17 protein-coding genes are annotated in these 25135 nt (G+C 73.9%); 11 read left to right on the forward strand and 6 right to left on the reverse strand.

Translation table 11 applies throughout. The features are described 5' to 3' along the window. Positions 1-99: 99 nt before the first annotated feature. The 3 genes from IF43_RS0121195 to IF43_RS0121205 all read right to left on the reverse strand — a co-directional run bounded on the left by IF43_RS0121195 (position 100) and on the right by IF43_RS0121205 (position 2407). Positions 100-795, reverse strand: a complete 696-nt coding sequence (locus IF43_RS0121195) for an ester cyclase (protein ID WP_030202904.1) — start codon at positions 793-795, stop codon at positions 100-102. A gap of 108 nt (positions 796-903) precedes the next feature. After that, positions 904-1677: an SDR family oxidoreductase gene (locus IF43_RS0121200; protein ID WP_030202907.1), complete on the reverse strand. Its 774-nt coding sequence runs from the start codon at positions 1675-1677 to the stop codon at positions 904-906. 58 nt (positions 1678-1735) lie between these two features. Continuing rightward, positions 1736-2407, reverse strand: coding sequence for an MOSC domain-containing protein (locus tag IF43_RS0121205; protein WP_030202909.1), 672 nt, complete (start codon positions 2405-2407; stop codon positions 1736-1738). A gap of 80 nt (positions 2408-2487) precedes the next feature. Here IF43_RS0121205 and IF43_RS0121210 point away from each other — a divergent pair, with 80 nt between their 5' ends. Then, a complete protein-coding gene (locus IF43_RS0121210; RefSeq protein ID WP_030202913.1) occupies positions 2488-3390 on the forward strand; it encodes a LysR family transcriptional regulator in 903 nt (300 codons plus the stop codon). Positions 3391-3513: 123 nt separating this feature from the next. Here the strand turns inward: IF43_RS0121210 and IF43_RS0121215 are convergent, their stop codons facing one another. Next, positions 3514-3837, reverse strand: a complete 324-nt coding sequence (locus IF43_RS0121215) for a WhiB family transcriptional regulator (RefSeq protein WP_030202916.1) — start codon at positions 3835-3837, stop codon at positions 3514-3516. A 379-nt stretch (positions 3838-4216) separates the two neighbouring features. Here IF43_RS0121215 and IF43_RS0121220 point away from each other — a divergent pair, with 379 nt between their 5' ends. From IF43_RS0121220 to IF43_RS0121235, 4 genes are all read left to right on the forward strand, one after another. Beyond that, positions 4217-4828: a response regulator transcription factor gene (locus tag IF43_RS0121220; protein WP_003948568.1), complete on the forward strand. Its 612-nt coding sequence runs from the start codon at positions 4217-4219 to the stop codon at positions 4826-4828. Between the two features lie 312 nt (positions 4829-5140). Then, the gene (locus IF43_RS0121225) at positions 5141-5770 is read left to right on the forward strand and encodes a sigma-70 family RNA polymerase sigma factor (RefSeq protein WP_030202922.1); all 630 of its coding nucleotides are present in this window, start codon (positions 5141-5143) and stop codon (positions 5768-5770) included. A 262-nt stretch (positions 5771-6032) separates the two neighbouring features. Beyond that, positions 6033-7538, forward strand: a complete 1506-nt coding sequence (guaB, locus tag IF43_RS0121230) for an IMP dehydrogenase (protein WP_030202923.1) — start codon at positions 6033-6035, stop codon at positions 7536-7538. Positions 7539-7687: 149 nt separating this feature from the next. Beyond that, positions 7688-8812, forward strand: a complete 1125-nt coding sequence (locus IF43_RS0121235; protein ID WP_030202925.1) for a GuaB3 family IMP dehydrogenase-related protein — start codon at positions 7688-7690, stop codon at positions 8810-8812. A gap of 150 nt (positions 8813-8962) precedes the next feature. Here the strand turns inward: IF43_RS0121235 and IF43_RS43535 are convergent, their stop codons facing one another. Further along, positions 8963-9529 carry a hypothetical protein gene (locus IF43_RS43535; protein ID WP_030202929.1) on the reverse strand — a complete coding sequence of 189 codons (567 nt, stop codon included), beginning with the start codon at positions 9527-9529 and terminating at the stop codon, positions 8963-8965. Between the two features lie 129 nt (positions 9530-9658). After that, positions 9659-10888, reverse strand: coding sequence for a nucleotide sugar dehydrogenase (locus IF43_RS0121245; RefSeq protein WP_030202932.1), 1230 nt, complete (start codon positions 10886-10888; stop codon positions 9659-9661). A gap of 261 nt (positions 10889-11149) precedes the next feature. Here IF43_RS0121245 and IF43_RS0121250 point away from each other — a divergent pair, with 261 nt between their 5' ends. From IF43_RS0121250 to IF43_RS0121275, 6 genes are all read left to right on the forward strand, one after another. Continuing rightward, the gene (locus IF43_RS0121250) at positions 11150-12856 is read left to right on the forward strand and encodes a glycerol-3-phosphate dehydrogenase/oxidase (RefSeq protein ID WP_030202935.1); all 1707 of its coding nucleotides are present in this window, start codon (positions 11150-11152) and stop codon (positions 12854-12856) included. 318 nt (positions 12857-13174) lie between these two features. After that, positions 13175-15898, forward strand: a complete 2724-nt coding sequence (locus tag IF43_RS0121255; protein WP_030202950.1) for a serine/threonine-protein kinase — start codon at positions 13175-13177, stop codon at positions 15896-15898. Between the two features lie 169 nt (positions 15899-16067). Continuing rightward, entirely contained in the window at positions 16068-19457 is a 3390-nt protein-coding gene (locus IF43_RS43540; RefSeq protein ID WP_037889400.1) for a protein kinase, read from the forward strand. A 103-nt stretch (positions 19458-19560) separates the two neighbouring features. Then, entirely contained in the window at positions 19561-21270 is a 1710-nt protein-coding gene (locus IF43_RS0121265) for a serine/threonine-protein kinase (RefSeq protein ID WP_030202956.1), read from the forward strand. A 180-nt stretch (positions 21271-21450) separates the two neighbouring features. Next, positions 21451-23058, forward strand: a complete 1608-nt coding sequence (locus tag IF43_RS0121270) for a succinic semialdehyde dehydrogenase (protein WP_030202957.1) — start codon at positions 21451-21453, stop codon at positions 23056-23058. A gap of 57 nt (positions 23059-23115) precedes the next feature. Continuing rightward, positions 23116-24936: a GMC oxidoreductase gene (locus IF43_RS0121275; protein WP_030202960.1), complete on the forward strand. Its 1821-nt coding sequence runs from the start codon at positions 23116-23118 to the stop codon at positions 24934-24936. Positions 24937-25135: the final 199 nt, after the last annotated feature.

Raw genomic sequence — 25135 nt, forward strand, 5'->3', positions numbered from 1 at the left:
CGCGCGAGGCCCCCGTCGCATCCTGTGCGGCGGGGGCCTTCCCGTGCGCGCCGACCGCCGGACACCGCCGCGCACGGCGGCCGGTGGCGGTCCGTCAGTTCAGCCGGTCATGCCCATCTGGCGCATCAGGCCCATGGCGTCGTAGTGCCACCAGCCCTCGGCGATCTTCCCGTTCTCGCAGCGGAAGGTGGTGGTGCCGGTCATCGTGCAGGTCTTGCCGGTGGCCGCCATCCCCATGAACTCGCCCTTGTGGACGCCCTTCCAGCTCCACACCGTGGTGACGCAGTCGTTCTGGGCCAGCTGCACGTCGACGGTGAACTCCATGTCGAAGGCGCCGCGCCACATCTCCACGTCCTTGCGGATCTCCTCGCGCCCGACCACGGTCTGCTGCTCCTTGCCGATGTCGTGGTCGATGTAGTTGGGGGCGTAACACTCCTCCAGGAGGCTCATGTTGCCCTGCTGGATGAGCCCCTCGAACATGCGGTTCACCAGCATGGTGTTGAGGGACTCGTCGCGGATCACGTCGAGGTTGGTGAACGTCGGCATGCCGTCGCACAACGCCACCATCTCGTTGAACATCCGGTCCGTCTCGGGGAGGTTGGAGTTCTTCATCGCCTCCTCGTAGGACGGGAACTCGACCACGTCGACGTAGTGCTCGGAGTTGTCGCGGTCCTTGCCCACGACGGTGTGCGTCACCGTGCGCCGGCCCTGGCTCTGCGAGACGTACTTGTCGAGCAGGCTGTTCATGGCCTCGGGCTGGTGCGTCGTGTAATCGACCAGTTGTACGAATGTCATGGCGGTCTCCCGGGCTGGAAGGAACAGTCCCAATTTTAGTGAGAAACCACCCGTTCAGCGGCTTTTCGGGCATTGGTTGACGGTTGACCCACCCGCCCCGCCGAGGGGCTACTGGGGCCCGTACTTGCGGCCCGTCCGCGACGACACGCCGCCCAGCACACCGCGCGGCATCATCTTCACGATGCCCATCAGCGCCTTGTAGCGGGGGTCCGGCACGGAGACCGTACGCCCCCGGGCCAGGTCGTCCAGGGCGGCCGCCACCAGCTTGTCCGCGTCCAACCACATCCAGTTCGGGATGTTGTCGGTGCCCATCCCGGCCCGCTCGTGGAACTCCGTCCGCACGAAGCCGGGGCACAGCGCCATCATCCGCACGCCCGAGCCGGCCAGGTCCTTGGCCGCGCCCTGGGTGAACTGCACGACCCACGCCTTGCTCGCCCCGTACGTACCGCGCGGTAGGAACGCCGCCACCGAGGCGACGTTGACGATCCCGCCGCGCCCGCGCGAGCGCATGGACTCCGCGGCCGCCGAGGTCAGCCGCAGCACCGCCTCGACGTGCACCTTGAGCATGGTGAGCTCGTCGGCCATGGGCACGTCGAGGTACCGGCCCTTGTTGCCGAACCCGGCGTTGTTGACCAGCAGGTCGACCGGGTCCCGACGGTCGCGCAGCCGCTCCTCGACCACCGTGATGCCCTCCTCCGTCGACAGGTCGGCGGTCAGCACCTCCGCCTCGATGCCGTGCCGGTCGTGCAGCTCGGTGGCCTGTTCGCGCAGCCGTCCGGTGTCGCGGGCCACCAGCACGAGGTTGTGTCCCTGGGCGGCCAGCTTGCGCGCGAAGGCGGCACCGATGCCCGCCGTGGATCCGGTGATCAGAGCAGTCGTCATACGCGCAACCTAGCCGCCGTGGGTTTCGTCCCGCGCCCGTGTCCCCGCCGCGGGTCCGTCAGGCGTCCCCGTACGCGTCCGCGTAGGCCTGCGCCTTGGCCCGGGCCTGCGGGTCCAGGGCGTTCCCGGCGGCCAGGGTGCGCGGCAGGAGCGACCGCTCCGTGGTGAAGGCGCGGAACCAGAACGCCACCGTGACCTCGTGGTCCGGGCGGTGCACGATCTCGACGGGGTCGCCGGGGGAGACCTCGCCCGGTTCCACCACCCGCAGGTACGCCCCCGGCCGGCGCTCCCGGGTGAACCGGCGGACCCAACCCTGCTCGTCCAGGTGCCCGGCGAAGGTGCGGCACGGGATGCGCGCCGAGGACACCTCCAGGACCAGGTCCCGGCCCACCCGCCAGCGCTCGCCGAGCCGCGCGCCGTTGACGTCGATCCCCGTGGTGGTGAGGTTCTCGCCGAAGATCCCGCCCGGCAGTTCCCGCCCCAGCTCGCGCTCCCAGTGGTCGAGGTCCTCGCGCGCGTACGCGTAGACGGCCTGGTGGTCGCCGCCGTGGTGGCGGAGGTCGCCGACGGCGTCGCCGGCCAGGCCGCTGCCCGCGACGCCCTTGGCGCCCGGGGCGGTGACCTTCACCGGGCCGGGGACGGGCTGCTTGCCGATGCCGGTCCAGCCGTCGGGCGCGTCCGTGTACGGGACGGGGACGGGACGGCCGAGGTTCACGGAGATGAGCTGCATGGCCGCCACGCTAACCCAGCACTCCCAAAGTGGGCTCGGGAATATTGGCTGGGGCTCAAAGGGGGGCTTATGCTCGAAAGGTGATCGAGGCACGTCATCTGAGAGTCCTGCGCGCGGTGGCCGCGACCGGATCCTTCTCCGCCGCGGCCCGCGAGCTGGGCTGCACGCAGCCCGCCGTGAGCCAGCAGATGAAGGCGCTGGAGCAGTCCGCCGGCACCCCGCTGCTGATCCGCACCGGCCGCGAGATGCGGCTGACCCAGGCGGGCGGGGCGCTGGTCCGGCACGCCGTCGGCATCCTGGCCGGGCTCACCGCGGCCGAGGAGGAGGTGGCCGCCATCGCCGGGCTGCGCGCCGGGCGGGTGCGGCTGGTGTCCTTCCCCAGCGGCAGTTCGACGCTGGTGCCCACCGCGCTCGCCGCGATGCGGAAGGCGAACCCGGGCACGCGCGTCTCACTGGTGGAGGCGGAGCCGCCGCGCTCGGTGGAGATGCTGCGAGAGGGCGACTGCGACGTGGCGCTGGCCTTCCGCTACACCGGCGCGGGCGGCGCCGACCCGGCGGAGTGGGCGGACCTGGTGGTGCGGCCGCTGCTGACCGACCGGCTGATCGGGCTGGTCCCCGAGGGGCACCGGCTGGCCGGGGCGGCGAAGGTGGAGATGGCGGAGCTCGCCGGCGAGCCGTGGATCGCGGGTTGCCCGCGCTGCCGCCGGCACCTGGTGGAGGTGTGCGAGGCGGCCGGGTTCACCCCGCGCATCGACTTCGCCACCGACGACTACCCGGCCGTGGTCGGACTCGTCGGGGCCGGGCTGGGCGTGGCGGTGCTGCCGCAGCTCGCCGTGGAGTCCGTACGGACCAAGGCGGCGCGCACCGTCACCGTGGAGCCGGCCGTCGAGCGCGAGGTGGTGGCGCTGACGCTGCCGGACCTCGCGCGCGTGCCCGCGGTGGCGGCCACGCTCGACCAGCTGGAGCGGGCCGCGGCACGCTGACCGGCCTGCCGGGCGCGCCGCACGCCGTCCGGCGTGCGGCGGCCCGTGGGACACGCCCGGGCGGGGTCATGTCCCCAATGAGTAGAGAAAACGTTTCTTCCAGTGCCCTTCGCGCACTGGTGTTCAGTGCGCGGCAGTGCCGCCCACGCCGGAGGCGGAGATGAGGCGGTGGCGGGCGCGACCCATGAGCTCCTCGCGCTCGTCCTCGGTCAGGCCTCCCCACACGCCGTAGGGCTCGCGTACGGCCAGCGCGTGCGCGGCGCACTCCGAGCGCACCGGGCATCGCATGCAGACCTCTTTAGCCGAGGCCTCGCGCGCGCTCCGGGCCGCGCCCCGCTCGCCCTCCGGGTGGAAGAAGAGGGAGCTGTCGACTCCCCGGCAGGCGGCCAGCAGCTGCCAGTCCCAGAGGTCGGCGTTCGGTCCGGGGAGGCGGGAGAAATCTGCCATTGCTAGTCCTCTTCAAGCCGGTACTGAAGCGGATACGGTCCGTGTCTCCACATCTACTATCCGAGTAGATGTAAATATGACTCATTGGGAATCTAGCCTCAGACACGTGCCAGATGGAAGGAAAGCCGCCAAATAGGGCATAGCTCCAGACGGAGGACAGTTGGGTTGTGGCTCCAGCGCTGTGTTCGCTTCCTCACGTAGAGTGCCGAAGGTGTCCGTCCGACCCGTAACTCTTTCGAGTGACCATCGTTGAGAGAGCGAAGGCGGTTGAAAGAACAAGTTCCCGGACAGGTGTCCGAGAGCATCGACCGCACAGGTGACGATACGTACCAGCCTGGAGGCTCAAGGTGACGCGCATCAGCAGCTGCGGAGGGCGGTCATGACTTCCGTCCTCGTCTGCGACGACTCCCCGCTTGCCCGAGAGGCGCTCCGTCGCGCGGTTGCCACCGTGCCCGGCGTCGAGCGTGTGACGACGGCGGCCAACGGCGAGGAAGTCCTCCGCCGCTGGGGTGCCGACCGCTCCGACCTGATTCTGATGGACGTACGGATGCCGGGCCTCGGCGGCGTGGAGACCGTGCGCCGACTGCTCTCGGCCGACCCCGGCGCCCGCATCATCATGCTCACGGTGGCCGAGGACCTCGACGGGGTCGCTCTCGCGGTCGCCGCCGGCGCCCGCGGCTACCTCCACAAGGACGCCTCGCGCGCCGAACTGCGGGCCACCGTGACGCAGGCGCTGGCCGACCCGACCTGGCGGCTCGCCCCGCGGCGGCTGCGCTCGGCCGAGATGGGCGCCGCACCCACCCTCACCGCGCGCGAGATCCAGGTGCTGGAGGGCATGAGTCACGGCCGCTCCAACGCGGAGATCGGCCGTGAGCTCTTCCTCTCCGAGGACACGGTCAAGACGCACGCGCGCCGGCTCTTCAAGAAGCTGGGTGCCTCCGACCGGGCGCACGCCGTGGCGCTCGGGTTCCGCTGGGGACTGGTCCGCTGACCTTCAGGGTGCCGGTCCACCGACGGGTCCGCCGTATCCGAACCTGACCACAGCCCCCTCGACTCGGCCGGATCCGGTGTGCGCGAGGGGGTTGGCGGGGCAGAATCCGGGGGACGTGTCGCTTCGTGCGCGATGCCGCATCCTTGAAGGTGTGCCGCATTCTGGAGATGTGGCGGTTCCTCGGGGACTGATTCGGCCGAGCGGGAGGGGAGGGCGACGACGATGACTTCCGGCGCGCCCGCTCATAACGCTTCGATGCACAACCCGGCCCGTGGTGCGGCATCACCCACCGAGCCGGGGCACCATGGACCGATGCGCGACGACGAGGCCCTGGGGTCCCCCACGGCCACCGGCCCTGCAGGGCCCCCGAAGGACGGCGGCCAGGGGGCCGTCGGCGCGCTGGTACGCCGGGCCGTCGAGGGCGACGAACAGGCCACGCACGACCTGCTCGCCCACGTCCATCCGCTCGCGCTCCGCTACTGCCGCACCCGCCTCTCCCGGTTGCCCGGGGACGCGCGGCATTTCGTCGAGGACCTCGCGCAGGAGGTCTGCGTCGCCGTCCTGATGGCCCTGCCGCGGTACCGGGACACCGGGCGCCCCTTCGAGGCCTTCGTCTTCGCCATCGCCGCGCACAAGGTCGCCGACCTCCAGCGCGCGGCGATGCGCCATCCGGGCAGCACGGCCGTACCGAGCGACGAGATGCCGGAGCGTCCGGACGACTCGCTCGGCCCGGAGGAGCGGGCGCTGCTGAGCAGCGACGCCGCCTGGGCCCGCAAGCTCCTCGCCAACCTGCCCGAGACCCAGCGCGAACTGCTGGTGCTCCGGGTGGCCGTCGGGCTCACCGCCGAGGAGACCGGGCAGATGCTGGGGATGTCCCCGGGTGCGGTGCGGGTGGCACAGCACCGCGCGCTCAGCCGGCTCCGCGCGCTCGCCGAGCAGTGACGGGCGTCCGTCGGACCCCTCCGCCCGGCCGTCGGGCCGTTCCGCCTGCGCGCCGGGCCGTTCCGCCTGTGCGTCGGGGCGTTCACCAGGATTTCCCGGCCGTGGCGTGTTCGTCGAACAGTAATTCCGGACGCGGTAATTCTTACGTTCAAACTTGTAGCAAGGTACGAAAATTGCGGTCGATCTTCATCGTGGAATGAGACGCGTCGCGATCCCGTTAGCATGGACATCCGCGCTGAGCAAGACCATCTGGGAAGGTGTCATGACTGTCAACGTCGACGGAGTGCCCGACAAATTTGCCTCGCTCGGGCTGACCTACGACGACGTGCTGCTGCTTCCCGGCGCGTCCGACATGGCCCCTGATGAGATCGACACCAGCTCCCTGATCTCCCGGAACGTCCGAGTCAACATCCCGCTGCTCTCGGCCGCGATGGACAAGGTCACCGAGGCGCGCATGGCCATCGCCATGGCCCGCCAGGGCGGTGTCGGTGTCCTGCACCGCAACCTCTCGATCGCCGACCAGGCCAACCAGGTCGACCTCGTCAAGCGCTCCGAGTCGGGCATGGTCACCGACCCGATCACGGTCCACCCGGACGCCACCCTCCGCGAGGCCGACGACCTCTGCGCGAAGTTCCGCATCTCCGGCGTGCCGGTCACGGACCCCGCGGGCAAGCTGCTCGGCATCGTCACCAACCGCGACATGGCCTTCGAGTCCGACCGCAGCCGCCAGGTGCGCGAGGTCATGACCCCGATGCCGCTGGTCACCGGCAAGGTCGGCATCTCCGGCGTGGACGCCATGGAGCTGCTGCGCCGCCACAAGATCGAGAAGCTGCCGCTGGTCGACGACGCGGGCATCCTCAAGGGCCTCATCACCGTCAAGGACTTCGTCAAGGCGGAGAAGTACCCGAACGCCGCCAAGGACAAGGACGGCCGCCTGCTGGTCGGCGCCGCGGTCGGCGTCGCCGGCGACGCGTACGAGCGCGCCCAGGCGCTCGTCGAGGCGGGCGCCGACTTCATCGTGGTCGACACCGCGCACGGCCACTCCCGCCTCGTCGGCGACATGGTCGCCAAGATCAAGTCGAACTCCTCCGTCGACGTCATCGGCGGCAACGTCGCCACCCGCGACGGCGCCCAGGCGCTGATCGACTCGGGCGTCGACGGCATCAAGGTCGGCGTCGGCCCCGGCTCCATCTGCACCACCCGCGTGGTCGCCGGCATCGGCGTCCCCCAGGTCACCGCCATCTACGAGGCCTCGCTGGCCGCCAAGGCCGCGGGCGTCCCGGTCATCGGCGACGGCGGCCTGCAGTACTCCGGCGACATCGCCAAGGCCCTGGTGGCCGGCGCGGACACGGTCATGCTCGGCTCGCTGCTGGCCGGCTGCGAGGAGTCCCCGGGCGAGCTGCTCTTCATCAACGGAAAGCAGTTCAAGTCCTACCGCGGCATGGGCTCGCTGGGCGCCATGCAGTCCCGCGGCGACCGCAAGTCGTTCTCCAAGGACCGCTACTTCCAGGAGGGCGTCGGCGGCGACGACAAGCTGATCCCCGAGGGCATCGAGGGCCAGGTGCCCTACCGCGGCCCGCTGTCCGCGGTGGTCCACCAGCTCGTGGGCGGCCTGCGCCAGTCGATGTTCTACGTCGGCGGCCGCACGGTGCCGGAGCTGCAGGACCGCGGCCGGTTCGTCCGGATCACCTCGGCGGGTCTCAAGGAGAGCCACCCGCACGACATCCAGATGACGGTCGAGGCGCCGAACTACTCCCGCAAGGGCTGAGTACGGCCTCGAGAACGACCGCGAGGGGCGGGTCCGCACGGCGGGCCCGCCCCTCCGCCGTGCGTCCGTACAGCGGTCACGGGAACGCGGCCGTCCGCCCTTCGGGGATACTGGACGGGCAGTAGCCGAGTAGGGAAAGGCCACCACACGTGACTGAGATCGAGATCGGGCGCGGCAAGCGCGGCCGCCGGGCGTACGCGTTCGACGACATCGCCATCGTCCCGAGCCGCCGGACGCGGGACCCGAAGGAGGTCTCGATCGCCTGGCAGATCGACGCCTACCGCTTCGAGCTGCCCTTCCTGGCCGCCCCCATGGACTCCGTCGTCTCCCCGCAGACGGCCATCCGCATCGGCGAGCTGGGCGGCCTCGGCGTCCTGAACCTCGAGGGCCTGTGGACCCGGTACGAGGACCCGCAGCCGCTGCTGGACGAGATCGCCGAGCTCCCGGAGGAGGCCGCCACCCGCCGCCTCCAGGAGATCTACGCCGCCCCGATCCAGGCCGACCTCATCGGCCAGCGGATCAAGGAGGTGCGCGACTCCGGCGTCGTGACCGCCGCCGCGCTCTCCCCGCAGCGCACCGCCCAGTTCTCCAAGGCCGTCGTGGACGCCGGCGTGGACATCTTCGTCATCCGAGGCACCACGGTCTCGGCCGAGCACGTCTCCGGCGCCTTCGAGCCGCTGAACCTGAAGCAGTTCATCTACGAGCTCGACGTCCCGGTGATCGTCGGTGGCTGCGCCACCTACACCGCGGCCCTGCACCTGATGCGCACCGGCGCGGCGGGCGTCCTGGTGGGCTTCGGCGGCGGCGCCGCGCACACCACCCGCAACGTGCTGGGCATCCAGGTCCCGATGGCCACCGCCGTCGCGGACGTGGCCGCCGCCCGCCGCGACTACATGGACGAGTCCGGCGGCCGGTACGTGCACGTGATCGCCGACGGCGGCGTGGGCTGGTCCGGTGACCTGCCCAAGGCCATCGCCTGCGGTGCCGACGCCGTGATGATGGGCTCCCCGCTGGCCCGCGCCACCGACGCGCCCGGCCGCGGCCACCACTGGGGCATGGAGGCCGTCCACGAGGACGTGCCGCGCGGCAAGAAGGTCCACCTCGGCACGGTCGGCACCACCGAGGAGATCCTCACCGGTCCGTCCCACACCCCCGACGGCTCGATGAACCTCTTCGGTGCGCTGCGCCGCTCGATGGCCACCACCGGCTACAGCGAGCTGAAGGAGTTCCAGCGCGTCGAGGTCACGGTCGCCGACTCCCAGCACCGCCGCTGACCCCCGCGTACGGGTCCCGTACGCACCGACGGCCCGGCTCCCGCGCGATCGCGGGGGCCGGGCCGTCGGCGTACCGGGCTCTCGGGGCACCGGCCGGGGGCCTGCGGCGGCCGCCGGGCCGGGTCGGCGGGCGCGGGCGGCGCCCCCGGGTCAGCGGGCGGACTTCTGCGCGGTGCGGAAGGCCGTGTAGGCGCCGAGGGCGAAGAACAGGAGGTCCATGCCGCCCAGGGACTCCTTCCAGGCCTCGTTCAGGTGGCCGAAGCCGATGGTGGAGAAGGCCTCGGAGGCGGTGGTGTGCAGTTCGTCGGCGACGAGCATCGTGACACCGAGCAGCTGGCCGGCGTACACGGCGCCGAGCGCGAGGAGCGCGCCGACGACCGGGGCGACCGGGTTGGCGGCGCCGCCGAGGCGGCCCGCGGCGAGGCCGATCAGGAGGCCGACGCCGACGGCCGCGTAGCCGACCTGGTAGCCGGTCTTGCCGATGATCACGCCGTAGACCACGGCGGTGACCAGCGCGGCGACCGCGGCGGCGGCCAGGCCGAGCCCGAGGTTGCCGGGGCGGGCGGCGGGCGCCGGGACGACCGGGGCCTGCGGCAGGGCGAAGCCCTCCGGGGCCGGCGCGGCCGGGGCTTCGGGCGTGGCCGGGACCTGGCCGGATACCGACGGGTCGGCGGTGGGCGGCTGCGTGTCGGCAGGCTGCGGAGCGGGCTGGCTCATGGGTGAAATCCCCCCCCAGGGATGTGTGGGCACGGCAGTTTTCAGACATCCGTGCGAAGAAATGTCGCCGAAGGCTAGCAGCCTCCGGCGACAGCGGAAGAGGGGATTTCGCAGCCGCGGGAGCGGCCCTCAGAGGCGGTGTGCGGAGCCGGCCGGGGTGGCGCCCCGGGTGTCGAGGAGCAACTGGGCCTTGACCGCGAGGCCTTGGAGGTCGTACGTGCGGTGGTGCTGGAGCAGGATCGTCAGGTCGGCGTTGGCGGCGGCCTCGTAGAGGGAGTCGGCCTTGGGCACCGGCCGGTCGCGGACGCGCCAGCCGGCCACGTACGGGTCGTGGTAGCTGATGAGCGCGCCGAGGTCGAGCAGCCGGGAGGCGATCTCGCGGGCCGGGGCGCCCTCCTGGTCGGCGAGGTCGGGCTTGTAGGTGACGCCCAGCAGCAGGATGCGCGCGCCGCGGGCGGACTTGCCGTGCTCGTTCAGCAGGGTGGTGCAGCGCTGGACGACGTACTGCGGCATGCGGCCGTTGACCTCCTGCGCCAGGCCCGCCATGCGCAGCGGGGGGCCTGGGGTGCGGGTGGGCAGCGGCAGGTGGCCGGGGTCCACCGCGACGCCGTGGCCGCCGACGCCGGGGCCGGGCCGGAAGGCCTGGAAGCCGTACGGCTTGGTCTCGGCGCAGCGGATGACGTCCCACAGGTCGACCCCGAGGTCGTGGCAGAACACCGCCATCTCGTTGACCAGGGCGATGTTGACGTGCCGGTAGGTGGTCTCCAGCAGTTGCACCGTCTCGGCCTCGCGCAGACCGCGGGCCCGGACGACCTTGTCGGTGAGCCGGGCGTAGAAGGCCGCGGCGGACTCGGTGCAGGCGGGGGTGAGGCCGCCGATGACCTTGGGGGTGTTGGCGAGGGCGTGGGTGCGGTTGCCCGGGTCGTGGCGGCTGGGGGAGTAGGCGAGGTGGAAGTCCCGGCCGGCGCGCAGCCGGGAGCCGGCCTCCAGGATCGGGCGCAGGTAGTCCTCGGTGGCGCCGGGGTAGGCCGGGGACTCCAGGACGACGGTGGTGTGCGGGCGCAGCCGGGCGGCCAGGGCGCGGGCGGCCTCGCCGACGGCCGACAGGTCGGGGGTGCGGTCGGCGCCGAGGGTGGTGGGTGCGCAGATGACGGCGGTGCGGACCCGGCCGAGTTCGGCCGGATCGGTGGCGACGCGGAAGCCGGCCGCCGACATCCGGCGGATCTCCGCGGCCGTGAGGGAGCTGTCCGTGGCGGGACCGGTGTCGTATCCGACGGTCTCGATCCCGGCGGCGACGGCGGCCTGGGCGAGCGGCAGGCCGAGGTGGCCGAGGCCGATGACGGCGAGATCTGCGGGCATGGGGGTGGCCGTCCTTCCCTAACCGGAGGTGGCGGGACGCGCAAGTCCTGTGGACAGGGCGAGCTGGCGCTATGTCAGACTAGGCGTATATATGACCGATCTGCGGCATTGTGATGTGGCGGCCACCTTTGTGTTGTCCACAGCCGGTGGCCGGGTGGGGAGGACCCGGTCAGAATCGATGCGGCGGACACGGACGTCACGGACGGACACGGACGTACGGGCGTACGGACACGGACGTGGTGCGACCGACGGGAGGCAGCGGTGAGGACAGCGACACTCGGACCCGCCCAGCGCACCGAGGACCTCGCTCGGATGGCCGAGCGGGAACTCGACGTGCTGGTGGTGGGCGCGGGCGTGGTGGGGGCCGGCACGGCGCTCGACGCGGTCACCAGAGGGCTCTCGACCGGCCTCGTCGAGGCACGGGACTGGGCCTCGGGCACCTCCAGCCGGTCCAGCAAGCTCATCCACGGCGGCCTGCGCTACCTGGAGATGCTCGACTTCGCGCTGGTCCGCGAGGCCCTCAAGGAGCGCGGCCTCCTCCTGGAGCGGCTGGCGCCCCACCTGGTCAAGCCCGTGCCGTTCCTGTACCCCCTCCAGCACCGGGGCTGGGAGCGGCTGTACGCGGGCTCCGGCGTGGCGCTGTACGACGCCATGTCCGTCTCCAGCGGGCACGGCCGCGGACTGCCCGTCCACCGGCACCTCACCCGCCGCCGCGCCCTGCAGGTGGCCCCCTGCCTGCGCAAGGACGCCCTGGTGGGCGCGCTGCAGTACTACGACGCCCAGATGGACGACGCGCGGTACGTCGCGACGCTCGTGCGCACGGCCGCCGCGTACGGGGCGCTGGCCGCGAACCGGGCGCGGGTGACGGGCTTCCTGCGCGAGGGCGAGCGGGTGGTCGGCGCCCGGGTGCAGGACGTGGAGGCCGGTGGCGAGTACGAGATCCGGGCCAAGCAGATCGTCAACGCCACCGGGGTGTGGACGGACGACACCCAGGCGCTGATCGGGGAGCGCGGACAGTTCCACGTCCGGGCGAGCAAGGGCATCCATCTGGTCGTACCGAAGGACCGGATCCACTCCGGCACCGGGCTGATCCTGCGGACCGAGAAGTCCGTGCTGTTCGTCATCCCCTGGGGCCGCCACTGGATCGTGGGCACCACCGACACCGACTGGGACCTGGACAAGGCCCACCCGGCCGCCTCCAGCGCCGACATCGACTACCTCCTGCAGCACGTCAACTCGGTGCTCGCCGTCCCGCTCACGCGCGAGGACGTCCAGGGCGTGTACGCCGGCCTGCGGCCGCTGCTGGCGGGCGAGTCGGACGCGACGAGCAAGCTGTCGCGCGAGCACACGGTCGCCCACCCGGCGCCGGGGCTGGTGGTGATCGCGGGCGGCAAGTACACGACGTACCGGGTGATGGCGAAGGACGCCGTGGACGAGGCGGTGCACGGCCTCGACCAGCGGGTGGCGGCGTGCGTCACCGAGGACGTCCCGCTGGTGGGCGCCGAGGGCTACCGGGCCCTGTGGAACGCCCGGGCCCGGATCGCGGCCCGGGCGGGGCTGCACGTGGCCCGGGTCGAGCATCTCCTCAACCGGTACGGGGCCCTGACGGAGGAACTGCTCGAGATGATCGCGGATGATCCCGGACTCGCGCAGCCGCTGGGCGGTGCGGACGACTACCTGCGCGCGGAGGTGGTCTACGCGGCCTCGCACGAAGGCGCGCGGCACCTGGACGACGTCCTGACCCGGCGGACCCGGATCTCGATCGAGACCTTCGACCGCGGGACGCGCAGCGCGCGGGAGTGCGCGGAGTTGATGGCACCGGTGCTGGGGTGGGACCAGGGGCAGGTGGACCGGGAGGTGGAGCACTACGAGAAGCGGGTGCAGGCGGAGCGGGAGTCGCAGCGCCAGCCGGACGACCAGACGGCCGATGCGGCGCGGCTCGGCGCGCCGGACATCGTCCCCCTGTAGTCCGGCTGTAGTACGGAGGGGGTGTCTTACGGTCGGTCAGGAGCGCGTGCCGCGGCCCTCGTGCTGCCCGGGTACGGGCACGACACGGGCCTCCGGAGCCCGGAACGCGGGGCATGGGAGCGGGATGTGACGTGAGGTGAACCAGGGGTAAGGGGTGCGCCATGGGTTGGCGGGAACCGCGGACCCGGGACACCCGTCCGTGCCGGAGTGAGGAACAATAAGGTTCCTGCCGGGGCGGGTTGCCGAGCGCCCCGGAGACCACGCCGGGCCCCGCCGGGGGAGGCCCGGGAGCAGGCGGCACGATCGTTGAGGGGACGCATGTCGAAGCCGGAGCACACCCAGGACTCCCTCGCGGGCGGTGCCGGCTCCGCCGGTGCGGCCCCCGAGGCGAAGCCGGCCCCGACGGAGACCGAACGTGCGGCGAAGCCGGCGTCGGCCGGGCCGGTGCGTTTCGCCAAGAGCGACGCCGTCAGGGCCGAGGCGGCCCGGGCCAAGGCCGAGCCGGTCGAGCCGGCAGCGCCCGCTGCGCCCGCCAGGGGCGGGGCCGAGGCCGACGCGGCCGCACCGGGCAGCACCGGGGCCGCGGAGGACGCGCCCGCCGGGGACGCGCCCGCCGGGGCCGAAGCCGCGAAGACGGAGCTCGCGAAGACGGAGCTCGCGAAGACGGAGCCCGTGAAGACGGAGCCTGCGAAGACGGAGCCCGCCAAGGCGGTCCCCGCCAAGGCGGAGCCGGCCAAGGCGGAGCCGGCCAAGGCCGAGGCGGCACCGGCCGAACCGGTCGCCGCGCCCACGAAGGCGGAGGCCACCCGCGTCGAGGCCACGAAGATCGACGCCACGAAGGTCGACGCCGTGAAGGACGAGCCGTCCCGGGCCCCGGAGGCCAAGGGCGGCGCGACCGACAGGGCGCCGCGCACCGGCCGCGGCTCGTCCGCCGCGGGCACGGCCGCCCGCAAGGCGCGCGAGCGGGGCGAGGGCGACCTCGAAGGGCACCTGCTCGCCGGCCGCTACCGCCTGGAACGCGTCCTCGGCAAGGGCGGCATGGGCACGGTCTGGCGGGCCGTCGACGAGACCCTCGGCCGCACCGTCGCCATCAAGGAGCTCCGCTTCACCTCCGGGGTCGACGAGGACGAGAAGCGCCGCCTGGTCACCCGCACCCTGCGCGAGGCCAAGGCCATCGCCCGGATCCGCGGTACCGGAGCCGTCACCGTGTTCGACGTCGTCGACGACGACGGCCGCCCCTGGATCGTCATGGAGCTCATCGAGGGCGCCTCCCTCGCCGAAGTCATCCGCGAGAAGGGCACCCTGACGCCCCGCCGGGCCGCCGAGGTCGGACTCGCCGTGCTCGACGTGCTGCGCGCCGCGCACAGCCAGGGCATCCTGCACCGCGACGTGAAGCCCTCCAACGTCCTCATCGCCGACACCGGCCGCGTCGTCCTCACGGACTTCGGCATCGCACAGGTCGAGGGCGACCCCTCGGTCACCTCCACCGGCATGCTCGTCGGCGCCCCCTCGTACATCTCGCCCGAGCGCGCCCGCGGCCAGAAGCCCGGCCCGCCCGCCGACATGTGGTCGCTGGGCGGCCTCCTCTACGCGGCCGTCGAGGGCACGCCCCCGTACGACAAGGGCTCCGCCCTGGCCACCCTCACCGCCGTGATGACCGAGCAGGTGGACCCGCCCAAGAACGCGGGCCCCCTCACCGACGTCATCTACGGCCTGCTGGTCAAGGACCCCGCGCACCGCCTCGACGACCAGGGCGCCCGCGCGCTGCTGAGCGCCGTCGTCGACATGCCCGAACCCGAGCCGGAGCCGCCGGCGGACGAGACCCGCGTGATCGCGCTGCCGCCCGTACCCGAGCTCGCCGACCTCGCGTCGGTCGCGGCGGCGCCCGCCACCGCGAAGCCCAAGGGGCGGCCGAAGGGCAAGCCCCAGGAGGGACCCGCGGCCGTCGCCCAGCCGACCGCCAAGGCGAAGGCCAAGGGCAAGGGCAAGGCAAAGGAGCGCCCGCAGGCCGTGCTCGCCGCTGCCGCTGCCGCTGCCGGGACCGCGGCCGCGCCCGCCGTACCGGGCACCCGCCAGGGCGCGGTGCAGCCGAAGGGCCAGGCCCAGGAGCCGGTCCAGCCCGCGTCCAAGCCGCGGCCGGTGGCCGCGCCGCTCACCGACGTGATGTCCCGCCAGACGATCGCCCTCGCGATCGCTGCGGTGGTCGCCGCGCTGGCGCTCCTCGGCGGTGCGATCGTGTGGGCGATGAGCGGTGACGACGAGCCGCACGACAACAAGAACAACAGCAAGGGCCCGGGCTCGAGCGCCGCCCCCGCGACGGGCGGCACCGGCGGGACCCCCGCGACCGGCAAGCCCGGCACGGCCGCCGGCGGCACCGAGACCGGGACCGCCGGCAAGGGCGCGACCGCGGGCACGGGCACCGAGCAGAACGACGGCGGCGCCAACGGCACGAACGGCAACGGCGCGGGCGACGGCGGAGCGAACGGCGCTGCCGGGGCCAACGGCTCGAACGGGTCCAACGGGTCGGGCGGCACGGCCGGCAGCGCCGGCCAGGGCGGCACCGGCCCCGGCACCATCGGCGCCCTGCCGGCCGGCTACGTCATGGTCACCGACGCCCACTTCCACTTCTCCATGGCCATGCCCTCGGACTTCAAGCGCAACGCCATAGCGGGCGACGACTCCGGCGGGATATACAACCGCGACGGCGGCTACCCGCGCGTCCAGGTCGACTACAACGACAGCCCGAGCGACGACGCCCGCCTCGCCTGGGCCCAGCTCGCCGGCGCCGTGTCCAGCTCCAGCAACGGCTACAAGCTGCTCGGCCTCTCCGAGGTCGAGTACCGCGGCTACCCGACCGTCGCCGACTGGCAGTTCGAGCGCACCGAGAAGGGGCAGCGGGTCCGGGTCCTCAACCGCGGTTTCAAGGTGGACGCCACCCACGGCTACGCCATCATGATCACGTGCCCGGTGGACGGATGGGACGGCGCGGAGTGCAAGACCCTGCGTGACACCGCGTTCGCCACCTTCAAGGTCCGCGACTGACGTCAGGTCAGGCCCGCCCGGGCCGCCGGCCCGTCCCCGGCGGCCCGCCGACCGGCCAACTCCGTGGCCGATAAGGCGGCTGACCTCGCCCGACCCGGCGACGCGCGTGCGCCCCTCGACGTATCGTGAGGGAGCGGTGACGGGGGAACGGCACTAGGGGGTAAGGGTCGTGCAGGAGTACGCGGGCAGGGTGTTGGCCGACCGCTACCGCCTGCCGCTGCCACCCTCCGACGAGTACGACCTGGTCGAGACCCGCGCCTTCGACACCTACAGCGGCCAGGAAGTCCTGGTCAGGCAGGTGCCGTTGCCCGAGGTGGTGGACGCCGAGCTGCTCGACGGCGAGACGGCCGCCGACGGTCCGGCGCACACCGGCCACGGGCGGACGGCCACGCCCGCGCCCCGCGGCGGATCCGCCGGCGGCGCGACCCGGCGCCCCGTCGACCCCGTCGTGCGGCGGGCGCTGGAGGCGGCCCAGGCCGCGGCCCGGATCCCCGACCACCCGCGGCTGGACCAGGTCTTCGACGTCTTCGCCGAGGGCGGCTCGCTGTGGATAGTGAGCGAACTCGTCGTCGCCCGGCCGCTGGCGGCCCTGCTCGCGGACCGGCCGCTGAGCCCGTACCGCGCGGCGGAGGTGGCCGCCGACGTGCTCACCGCGCTGCGCGCGCTGCACGCGCACGGGTGGGTGCACCGGAACATCACGATGCGGACCGTGCTGGTCTGCGAGGACGGCCGCGTGGTCCTCACCGGCCTCGCCGCCGGCGCCGCGGAAGAGGCCCTGTGCGGCTACGACCCGGTCCCGCCCCCCGATCCGGACGGCGCCGCGCACGAGGGCTCCGGACCGGACCCGGGCCCCGCGGACCCGCCCGCCGGTCGTGCGACGACGCAGGCGCCCCGGCCCCGCTACGCGGACGAGCCCGGGCACCTGCCCTCCGCCACGGCCGGCAGTGGCCGGCCGACGGCGAGCCCGGGCGCGGCCGACGAAGCGGTCCGCCGCGCCGCGGCGACCGGAGGGGCCGGCCGGCCCCCGCTCCCGGCCCCCGCCGACCCGGCGGGTGCGCCGGCGAGCACCGCGCCGCCGTACGCCGGCGGCCCCGCGGGCGCGGCCCCGCCCGGCGGCTCGGACCCGTCCGGTGCCGCCGCAGCGTACGGGGCGGGCCCGGCCGCGACCGGGGACCTGCAGGCCGCGCACCGGCCGCCGGTGGCACCCGGGTACGGGACGCCCGGCGGGGCCGACCTCAAGGCCGCCGCCCGGGCCGGGGCCGTCGCCGCGTACCGGGCCGGGAGCCGGGCCGCCGTCACCCAGCGCCTCGCCGGGACCGAGCCCGTCCGCGCGCAGGGCTCCAACGTGCCCGAGGGGTACGCGTATCCGTACGGCGGCGGCCCGGACACCGCCCGTCCCCGCACCCCCGGAACCCCGGACGCCCTCGACGCCCCGGCCCGGCCCGCCCTGCCGAGCGGTGACGACGCCCTGCCGAGCGGTGCCGACGCCCCGCCGGACCCCGCCGCCTCCGGCCCGGCCGACGCCCTTCCGGGCGCTCCGACCCCCGCCGCCGCTCTTCCGGGCGCTCCGACCCCCGCCGCCGCCCCGCCGGACGGCTCGACCGGCGACGCCGCACCGGGCTCCGACGGCCGGGCCGCCACCTGGCACGGGGCCACGCCCCGGAACCATCCGCCCACCGGGGGCCGGCCCGCACTGCCGGCGCGGCCCCCGCTGCCCGAGGGCTACGCCCCCGCCGTCCCGGACGGGGCGGACCCCGCCCCGCAGCCACCGCACCCGGCCCACCCCGCCCCGGGCGCTCCCGCCCCGCAGGGCGGCACCCCGCGGGCTCCGCACCACCCGGCCGCTCCGGTCCCGCACCACCCCGCCCCGCGAGCCCCGCACCACCCCGCCCCGCCGCCCGGCGGGCCGCAGCCCGGTGCCTCCCGGACCCCGGCGGTACCCGCCCGGCCCGGACCCGAGCGGTCCACGTCCGCCCCCCGGTCCCCGCAGCAGCCCGCGGGCCCCGTGCCGCCGTCCCCGCAAGGCGGTTGGGACCGGCCCGGCGGGCCGGGCCGGGCCGGACGCGGCGGGCCCGGTACCCCGCTGGCCGCGGAGCGGGCGCGGCAGACCCGGATCCAGGTCGTCGGTGCCGTCACCGAGCGGTGGGCCCCCGAACAGGCCCACCCCGTCCACGAGAACTGGCAGCTCGCCGCACCCGTCGGCCCGGCCACCGACCTGTGGGCCCTCGGCGCGCTGCTCTACCGCGCCGTCCAGGGCCACGCCCCCTACCCCGAGGACAGCGCCGCCGAACTGGTCGAGATGGTCTGCTCCGAGCCGCCCGCCTTCGCCGAGGAGTGCGGCCCGCTGCGCCCGGTGGTGGAGTCGCTGCTGCGCCAGGACCCCACCGAGCGCCCCGAGTTCGAGGAGCTCCGCGGCTGGCTCCGGTCGCTCGTACGGTCGGCCCCCGAGCCGGACGGGGCCGGCCGGACCCTCCCCGAGCCGCCCCCGGACGCGGCCAGACTGCCCATCGTGCGCCGCCGCGGCGAGCTCGTGCGCCGGCGGCGCGCCGCGCGTGAGCGGGCGAAGCGCGAGCAGCAGCAGGCCAAGGCCCGGGCCCGGTCCGAGGCCCGGTCCGAGGCCCGGGAGGAGGCCCGGGCGGAGGTCCGGGAGGAGGCGCTGGCCAGGTCCCGGGCCCAGGAGGAGGCCCTGGCCCGGGCCGAGGCCGAGGTCCGCACGCACGCCCCACCGCCGTCCTCCGCGCGGCACGGCCGGCACCGCCAGCCGCCCCCGCCGAAGGCCAAGCGCCAGGCACGTCCCGCCGGTTCGAGCCGTCCGGCCGGACCGCGCGCGCCCGCGCGCGCCCCCGGGACCGGCCGGCCCGCCCGGGCGCTGGGCCGGACCCTGCTGCTGGTCGTACTCGTCGGGCTGGCCGGCTTCGTGGCGTACGCGATGGTGTTCATGCCGGAGGCCGAACCCACGGCCAAGGACATCGAGTCGCCGGGCCCCGCCCCGACCGCAACGGCCCCGTCGACCGCCGCGCCCACCACCCCGGGGCGCACCACGTCGCCCACCGCGTCTCCGTCCCGGTCCCCCGCGCGCCCCACCACCGCCCCCGCCACGGACGTCGGCCCCGGCTACACCCTCGACCGGGACCGCGAGGGCTTCCAGGTGGCCGTCCCGCAGGGTTGGCAGCGGCGCTCGCTCAACGACGCCGGCCAGGTCCGCTTCTCCGACGGTGACTACGAGCTGATCGTCGTGCCGGGCCGTGATCCGGCCTCCGGAGGCGCCGGCGACCCGCTCGGCTACCAGCGCGACAAGGAGCGGGAGCTGGAGCCCGTACGGACCAGCAGTTGGAGCACCCAGACCGGGGTCCGCGAGATCACCGTCGGTCAGCGCAAGACGGCCGAGGGGCAGTACACGTGGACCGACGGCAGCGGCCGCTCCGTGTACGTGCGCAACCGGGTCTACGTACTGTCCGGCCGGTATCACATCCTGATGGTCATCGGTCCGGATTCCGGACGCGACAAGGTCACCGAGATCTATGAGCACGCCACTGCCAGTTACAAGTTCGCGCTCTAGCCCCACAGTTCCGTCACAGTGCGGTCTCACCGGGCCCTCGCGGTACACGGAGAGCTACTTCGCTCCGTAATCTTTCCCCGAAAGTACAGAGCGGCGGGATTTTGTGGAACACAGGACAGGCGCGGGCTCGGTGCTCGCGGGCCGGTACCGGCTCGGAGAGCCCATCGGCAGCGGCGGCATGGGCAAGGTGTGGCGCGCGCACGACGAGCTGCTGCACAGGACCGTCGCGGTCAAGGAACTGACGGCGGGTCTGTACGTCGCCGAGGCCGACCGGGCGGTGCTCGTCGAGCGGACGCGCAAGGAGGCCCGGGCCGCCGCCCGGATCCAGCACCCGGCCGTGGTCACGGTCCACGACGTCCTCGAGCACGACGACCGGCCCTGGATCGTCATGGAGTACGTCGACGGCCCCTCGCTCGCCGACGCGGCCAAGGCCGCCGGGCGCATCGAGCCCCGCGAAGCCGCCCGCATCGGACTGCACGTCCTGGGCGCGCTGCGCGCCGCGCACGCGGTGGGCGTGCTGCACCGCGACGTGAAGCCCGGCAACGTGCTGCTGGCCAAGGACGGCCGGGTGCTGCTCACGGACTTCGGTATCGCGGCCATCGAGGGCGACTCCTCCATCACGCGCACCGGCGAACTCGTGGGCTCCATCGACTACCTGGCGCCCGAGCGCGTCACCGGCGGTGCCCCGGACCCGGCCTCCGACCTGTGGGCGCTGGGCGCGACGCTGTACACGGCCGTCGAGGCGCGCTCGCCGTTCCGCCGTACCTCGCCGATCTCCAGCCTGGCGGCCGTGGTCAACGACGAGCTCCCGCCGCCGCGCCAGGCCGGTGCGCTGGGGCCGGTCATCACGGCGCTGCTGCACAAGGACCCGTCGAAGCGGCCGTCCGCGGCCGAGGCCGAGCGGATGCTGCTGGAGGCGATGGAGGGCCGCGAGCCGCGGGCCGCCCACGCGTACGTGCCCACGCAGCGCATCACGGGACCCGCGCCGGCCGACCTCGTCGCGCAGGCCCCGCACGGCCCCACCGGCCACTCGAACCACCCAGGTCATCCGGGTCATCCGGGCCACCCCGGTCACGCCGGCGCCACCGGCCCCTCCGGTACGGCCCCGCTCCCCGAGCAGCACCAGTTCGTCCGCTCCGACGCCGGGCCGGCCGGTCCCGGTCCCCGCGGGCGCGCGGGGCGCCGCCGTGACGGTGACGGCGGCCGGACCCGCCGCGTGGCGATCGTGGCCCTGGTCGCGGCGCTGCTCGGCGGCGGGCTCGCGTTCGGGGCGCTGAAGTACATGAACACGCAGGACGACGACCGCTCGGGCGCCGGCGGCACCACCGGCGGCCCGGTGTCCCGGTCGACCAAGGACACCCTCCCCGCCGGCTGGGTGCGGGTCACCGACCCGGCCGGCTTCACGCTCGCGGTGCCGAAGGGCTGGAAGCGCCGTACGGACGGCGACCAGATCGACTACACGCCGGACGAGGGCAAGCACCGCATCCGGATCAGCCGCGACACCACGCCCGACTTCGAGAACCCGTACATGCACCTGCTGGACGTGGAGAAGTCGGTCAGCAGCCGCCTGCCGAAGTACCACCGCGAGACGCTGCACGCGAACACCTACCGCGGCCAGACCCAGGCGGGCGTCTGGGAGTTCACGTGGACGGAGAAGAAGGACCACCCGGGCGCCAAGCGCGCCATCGACCAGATGTACGTCACGCCCGGCGGCACCGAGTACGCGATCTACATGTCCAGCCCGGCCAAGGACTGGGACACCACGCGGGAGCAGTTCGACATCGTGCTCAGCCACTGGCAGCCCGCCCCCTGACCGGCTCCGCCCGCCCCCGGGCGGCCGGCCGCGCGAGCGGCGCGGAGGCGGCCCGGAGGGGGTCTGCAGGCCCCTGATCAGGCACCTTCCGGACATCGCGCCAGTGAACGCTGGCGCGATTGGCAAAATCTGGTTACCGGCGGGTACCCAAAGGTGCCCGATCGGCATACCCTCACCGCCATGACGGACTCGCAGGCCCCCGCCCCCACCAATCCCGTGGCACCGACCCCGGCCGGCGTACGCACCGCAGCCGACGTCGTCACCCCCGAACTGGTCGCCCGCCTCACCCGCGGGGTGGCCGGCTCCGGCCGCACCGCCAACCACACCCCGTTCACCGGCGAGAAGCTCGCCGACCTGCCCGAGTCCACCCCCGAGGACGTGGCCGAGGCCTTCGGCCGCGCCCGCGCCGCGCAGCCGGCCTGGGCCGCCCTGCCGGTCCGGCAGCGCGCCGGGGTCCTGCTGCGCTTCCACGACCTGGTCCTGGCCCGCCAGGCCGAGGTGCTCGACCTCATCCAGCTGGAGACCGGCAAGGCCCGCCTGCACGCCCACGAGGAGGTCCAGGCCGTCGCGGTCGGCGCCCGCCACTACGGCCGCAAGGCGCCCGCCTACCTGCGCCCCAAGCGGCACGGCGGCGCCATGCCGACCCTCACCAAGGTCACCGAACTGCGCCAGCCCCGCGGCGTGGTCGGCCAGATCGCCCCGTGGAACTACCCGCTGGAGCTGTCCGTCGGCGACGCCCTGCCCGCCTTCGTCGCCGGCAACGCGGTCGTCATGAAGCCCGACACCGAGACCGCGCTGACCGCCCTGTGGGCCCGCGACCTGCTCATCGAGGCGGGCCTGCCGGCCGAGGTCTTCCAGGTCGTGCTGGGCGAGGGCCCGGTCGTCGGCCCCGAGGTCGTCCGGCACGCCGACTACGTCTCCTTCACCGGCTCCACCCGCACCGGGCGCGAGGTCGCCCAGGGCGCGGCCGCCCGCCTGGTCGGCGTCTCCCTCGAGCTCGGCGGCAAGAACGCGATGCTCGTGCTGCACGACGCCGACGTCGAGAAGGCCGCCGCCGGAGCCGTACGGGCCTGCTTCTCCTCCGCCGGCCAGCTGTGCATATCCATCGAGCGGCTGTACGTGCACGAGGCGGTCGCCGACGAGTTCGTCGCCCGGTTCGCCGCCCGCACGAAGGCGATGCGGCTCGGCAGCGCCCTCGCGTACGGCGCGGACATGGGCTCGCTGGTGGGCGAGCGCCAGCTGGAGACCGTACGCCGGCACGTCGAGGAGGCCGTCGAGAAGGGCGCCAAGCTCGTCGCGGGCGGCGCCCACCGGCCCGACATCGGCCCGCTCTTCTACGAGCCGACCATCCTCGACGGCGTCGAGGCCCCCATGGCCGTCTGCGCCGAGGAGACCTTCGGCCCGGTCGTCTCGATCTACCGCTTCACCGACGAGGACGAGGCGATCGCCCAGGCCAACGCCACCCCGTACGGCCTGAACGCCAGCGTGTGGACCAAGGACGCCCGGCGCGGCCACCGGGTCGCGGCCCGGCTGCGCACCGGCACGGTCAACATCAACGAGGGGTACGCGCCCGCGTACGGCAGCGCCCAGTCGCCCATGGGCGGCATGAAGGACTCCGGCCTCGGCCGCCGGCACGGCTCGGAGGGCATCCTCAAGTACACCGAGGCCCAGACCGTGGCGCACCAGCGGCTGCTGCCGATGGCGCCCTCGCTGGGCATGGACGACGACGCGTACGCGGCCTTCATGACCCGCAGCCTGCGGATCATGAAGGCGCTGCGGATGCGCTGAGGGGTCCGCCCGATGTCCGACGACCGCGCGTACGACAAGAAGGAAGCCGCCCCCGACATGACCGAGACCCCCGCCGACGCGACCGGGACCCCCGCCGACGAGGCGTACGACTACGACGTGCTCGTCATCGGCTCCGGCTTCGGCGGCTCCGTCTCCGCCCTGCGCCTGACCGAGAAGGGCTACCGGGTCGGCGTCCTGGAGGCCGGCCGCCGCTTCACCCGCGACAGCCTCCCGCGGAACTCCTGGGACCTGCGCAACTACCTGTGGGCCCCGGCCCTCGGCCTGTACGGCATCCAGCGCATCCACCTGCTCGGCAACGTCATGGTGCTGGCCGGCGCCGGCGTCGGGGGCGGCTCGCTCAACTACGCGAACACCCTCTACGTCCCGCCGGAGGCCTTCTTCAAGGACCGGCAGTGGGCCGCCATCACCGACTGGCGCGAGGAGCTCGCCCCCTACTACGACCAGGCCAAGCGCATGCTCGGGGTGCGGCTCAACCCGACCATGACCCCCTCCGACGTCCACCTGCGGGCCGCCGCCGAGAAGATGGGCGTGGGCGACACGTTCCACATGGCCCCCGTCGGGGTCTTCTTCGGTGACGGCGACGACGCCGAGGGCGCCTCGCGGGCCCGGCCCGGCGAGGAGGTCGCCGACCCGTACTTCGGCGGGGCCGGCCCCGCCCGCAAGGCCTGCACCGAGTGCGGCGAGTGCATGACCGGCTGCCGGCACGGCGCCAAGAACACCCTCAACGAGAACTACCTCCACCTCGCCGAGCGGGCCGGGGCCGTCATCCACCCCATGACCACCGTCACCGCGCTCGCCGAGCACCCGGACGGCGGCTACCGGGTGCGCACCGTGCCCACCGACCGCCGCCGCAAGGGCAGGGCGAAGGTGCTGCGCTCCCGGTACGTGGTCGTGGCGGCCGGCACGTACGGCACCCAGACCCTCCTCCACACCATGAAGGACCGCGGCGAACTGCCCCGGATCTCGGCCCGGCTCGGCGACCTGACCCGGACCAACTCCGAGGGCATCGTCGGCGCCCAGACCGACGACCGCCGCTACCGCAGGAAGTACGGGCAGCACGCGCGCGCCGACTTCACCAAGGGCGTGGCCATCACCTCGTCCGTGCACCCCAACGCGGACACCCACATCGAACCCGTCCGCTACGGCAAGGGCTCGAACGCGATGGGCGCCATGACGGTCCTCCAGGTGCCCTACCACCGGCACCGGGTGGCGGCCTGGTTCGGGCGCACCGTCCGGCACCCGGTCCAGGCGGTCCGCTCGCTGTCCAACCGGCGCTGGTCGGAGCGGACGATCATCGGGCTGGTGATGCAGTCCCTCGACAACTCCCTGACCACGTACCGCAAGCCCGGCGGCATCGGGAAGGGCCTGCTCACGGCCCGGCAGGGCCACGGCGCGCCCAACCCGACCCAGATCGCGGAGGCCACGCAGGCCGCGACCCTGCTGGCCGAGGAGATCAACGGCTTCGCCGGCAGCAACGTCGGCGAGCTGATGGGCACCCCGCTGACGGCCCACTTCCTCGGCGGCTGCCCGATCGGCGGCTCGCCGGAGGAGGGCGTGGTCGACCCCTACCACCGGCTCTACGGCCACCCGGGGATCCTCGTCGTCGACGGCGCGGCCGTCTCGGCGAACCTGGGCGTCAACCCGTCCCTGACCATCACGGCGCAGGCGGAGCGGGCGATGTCGTTCTGGCCCAACAAGGGGGAGGCGGACCCGCGTCCGGAGCAGGGCGCGGCGTACGTGCGGCTGGCGGCGGTCGAGCCGGTGCGGCCCGCGGTGCCGAAGGACGCCTTCGGGGCGCTGCGGCTGCCGTTCCTCGCGGTGCCGGAGGTGCCGAAGCGGGCCGCGGCCACGGACTGAGTGATGCGTAAGGGGCTGCACCCCCCTCCTGGTGCAGCCCCTCGCGCATGCGTGGCGTCCACGCCGGAGCGTGGGTTCCGCACAAGGTGACCCGCGGCCCCGGCGGATGGTTGCACCCCGGTGAACGTGACCTGCGTCACAGGCTCTCGGTGCGGCGCCGGGCATCGTCGTCAATTCGTGATCCACGAGGAGGCAACTC

The organism is Streptomyces sp. NRRL S-87 (genome assembly GCF_000719335.1).
GTDB lineage: Bacteria > Actinomycetota > Actinomycetes > Streptomycetales > Streptomycetaceae > Streptomyces.

Coding starts and splice junctions, on each gene's coding strand:
- IF43_RS0121225 (WP_030202922.1), top strand. CDS start 5,141: ATGCGCGACGACGAGGCCCTGGGGTCCCCCACGGCCACCGGCCCTGCA.
- guaB (WP_030202923.1), top strand. CDS start 6,033: ATGACTGTCAACGTCGACGGAGTGCCCGACAAATTTGCCTCGCTCGGG.
- IF43_RS0121270 (WP_030202957.1), top strand. CDS start 21,451: ATGACGGACTCGCAGGCCCCCGCCCCCACCAATCCCGTGGCACCGACC.
- IF43_RS0121215 (WP_030202916.1), bottom strand. CDS start 3,837: ATGGCAGATTTCTCCCGCCTCCCCGGACCGAACGCCGACCTCTGGGAC.
- IF43_RS0121205 (WP_030202909.1), bottom strand. CDS start 2,407: ATGCAGCTCATCTCCGTGAACCTCGGCCGTCCCGTCCCCGTCCCGTAC.
- IF43_RS0121200 (WP_030202907.1), bottom strand. CDS start 1,677: ATGACGACTGCTCTGATCACCGGATCCACGGCGGGCATCGGTGCCGCC.
- IF43_RS0121245 (WP_030202932.1), bottom strand. CDS start 10,888: ATGCCCGCAGATCTCGCCGTCATCGGCCTCGGCCACCTCGGCCTGCCG.
- IF43_RS0121195 (WP_030202904.1), bottom strand. CDS start 795: ATGACATTCGTACAACTGGTCGATTACACGACGCACCAGCCCGAGGCC.
- IF43_RS0121220 (WP_003948568.1), top strand. CDS start 4,217: ATGACTTCCGTCCTCGTCTGCGACGACTCCCCGCTTGCCCGAGAGGCG.
- IF43_RS0121255 (WP_030202950.1), top strand. CDS start 13,175: ATGTCGAAGCCGGAGCACACCCAGGACTCCCTCGCGGGCGGTGCCGGC.
- IF43_RS43535 (WP_030202929.1), bottom strand. CDS start 9,529: ATGAGCCAGCCCGCTCCGCAGCCTGCCGACACGCAGCCGCCCACCGCC.
- IF43_RS0121275 (WP_030202960.1), top strand. CDS start 23,116: ATGACCGAGACCCCCGCCGACGCGACCGGGACCCCCGCCGACGAGGCG.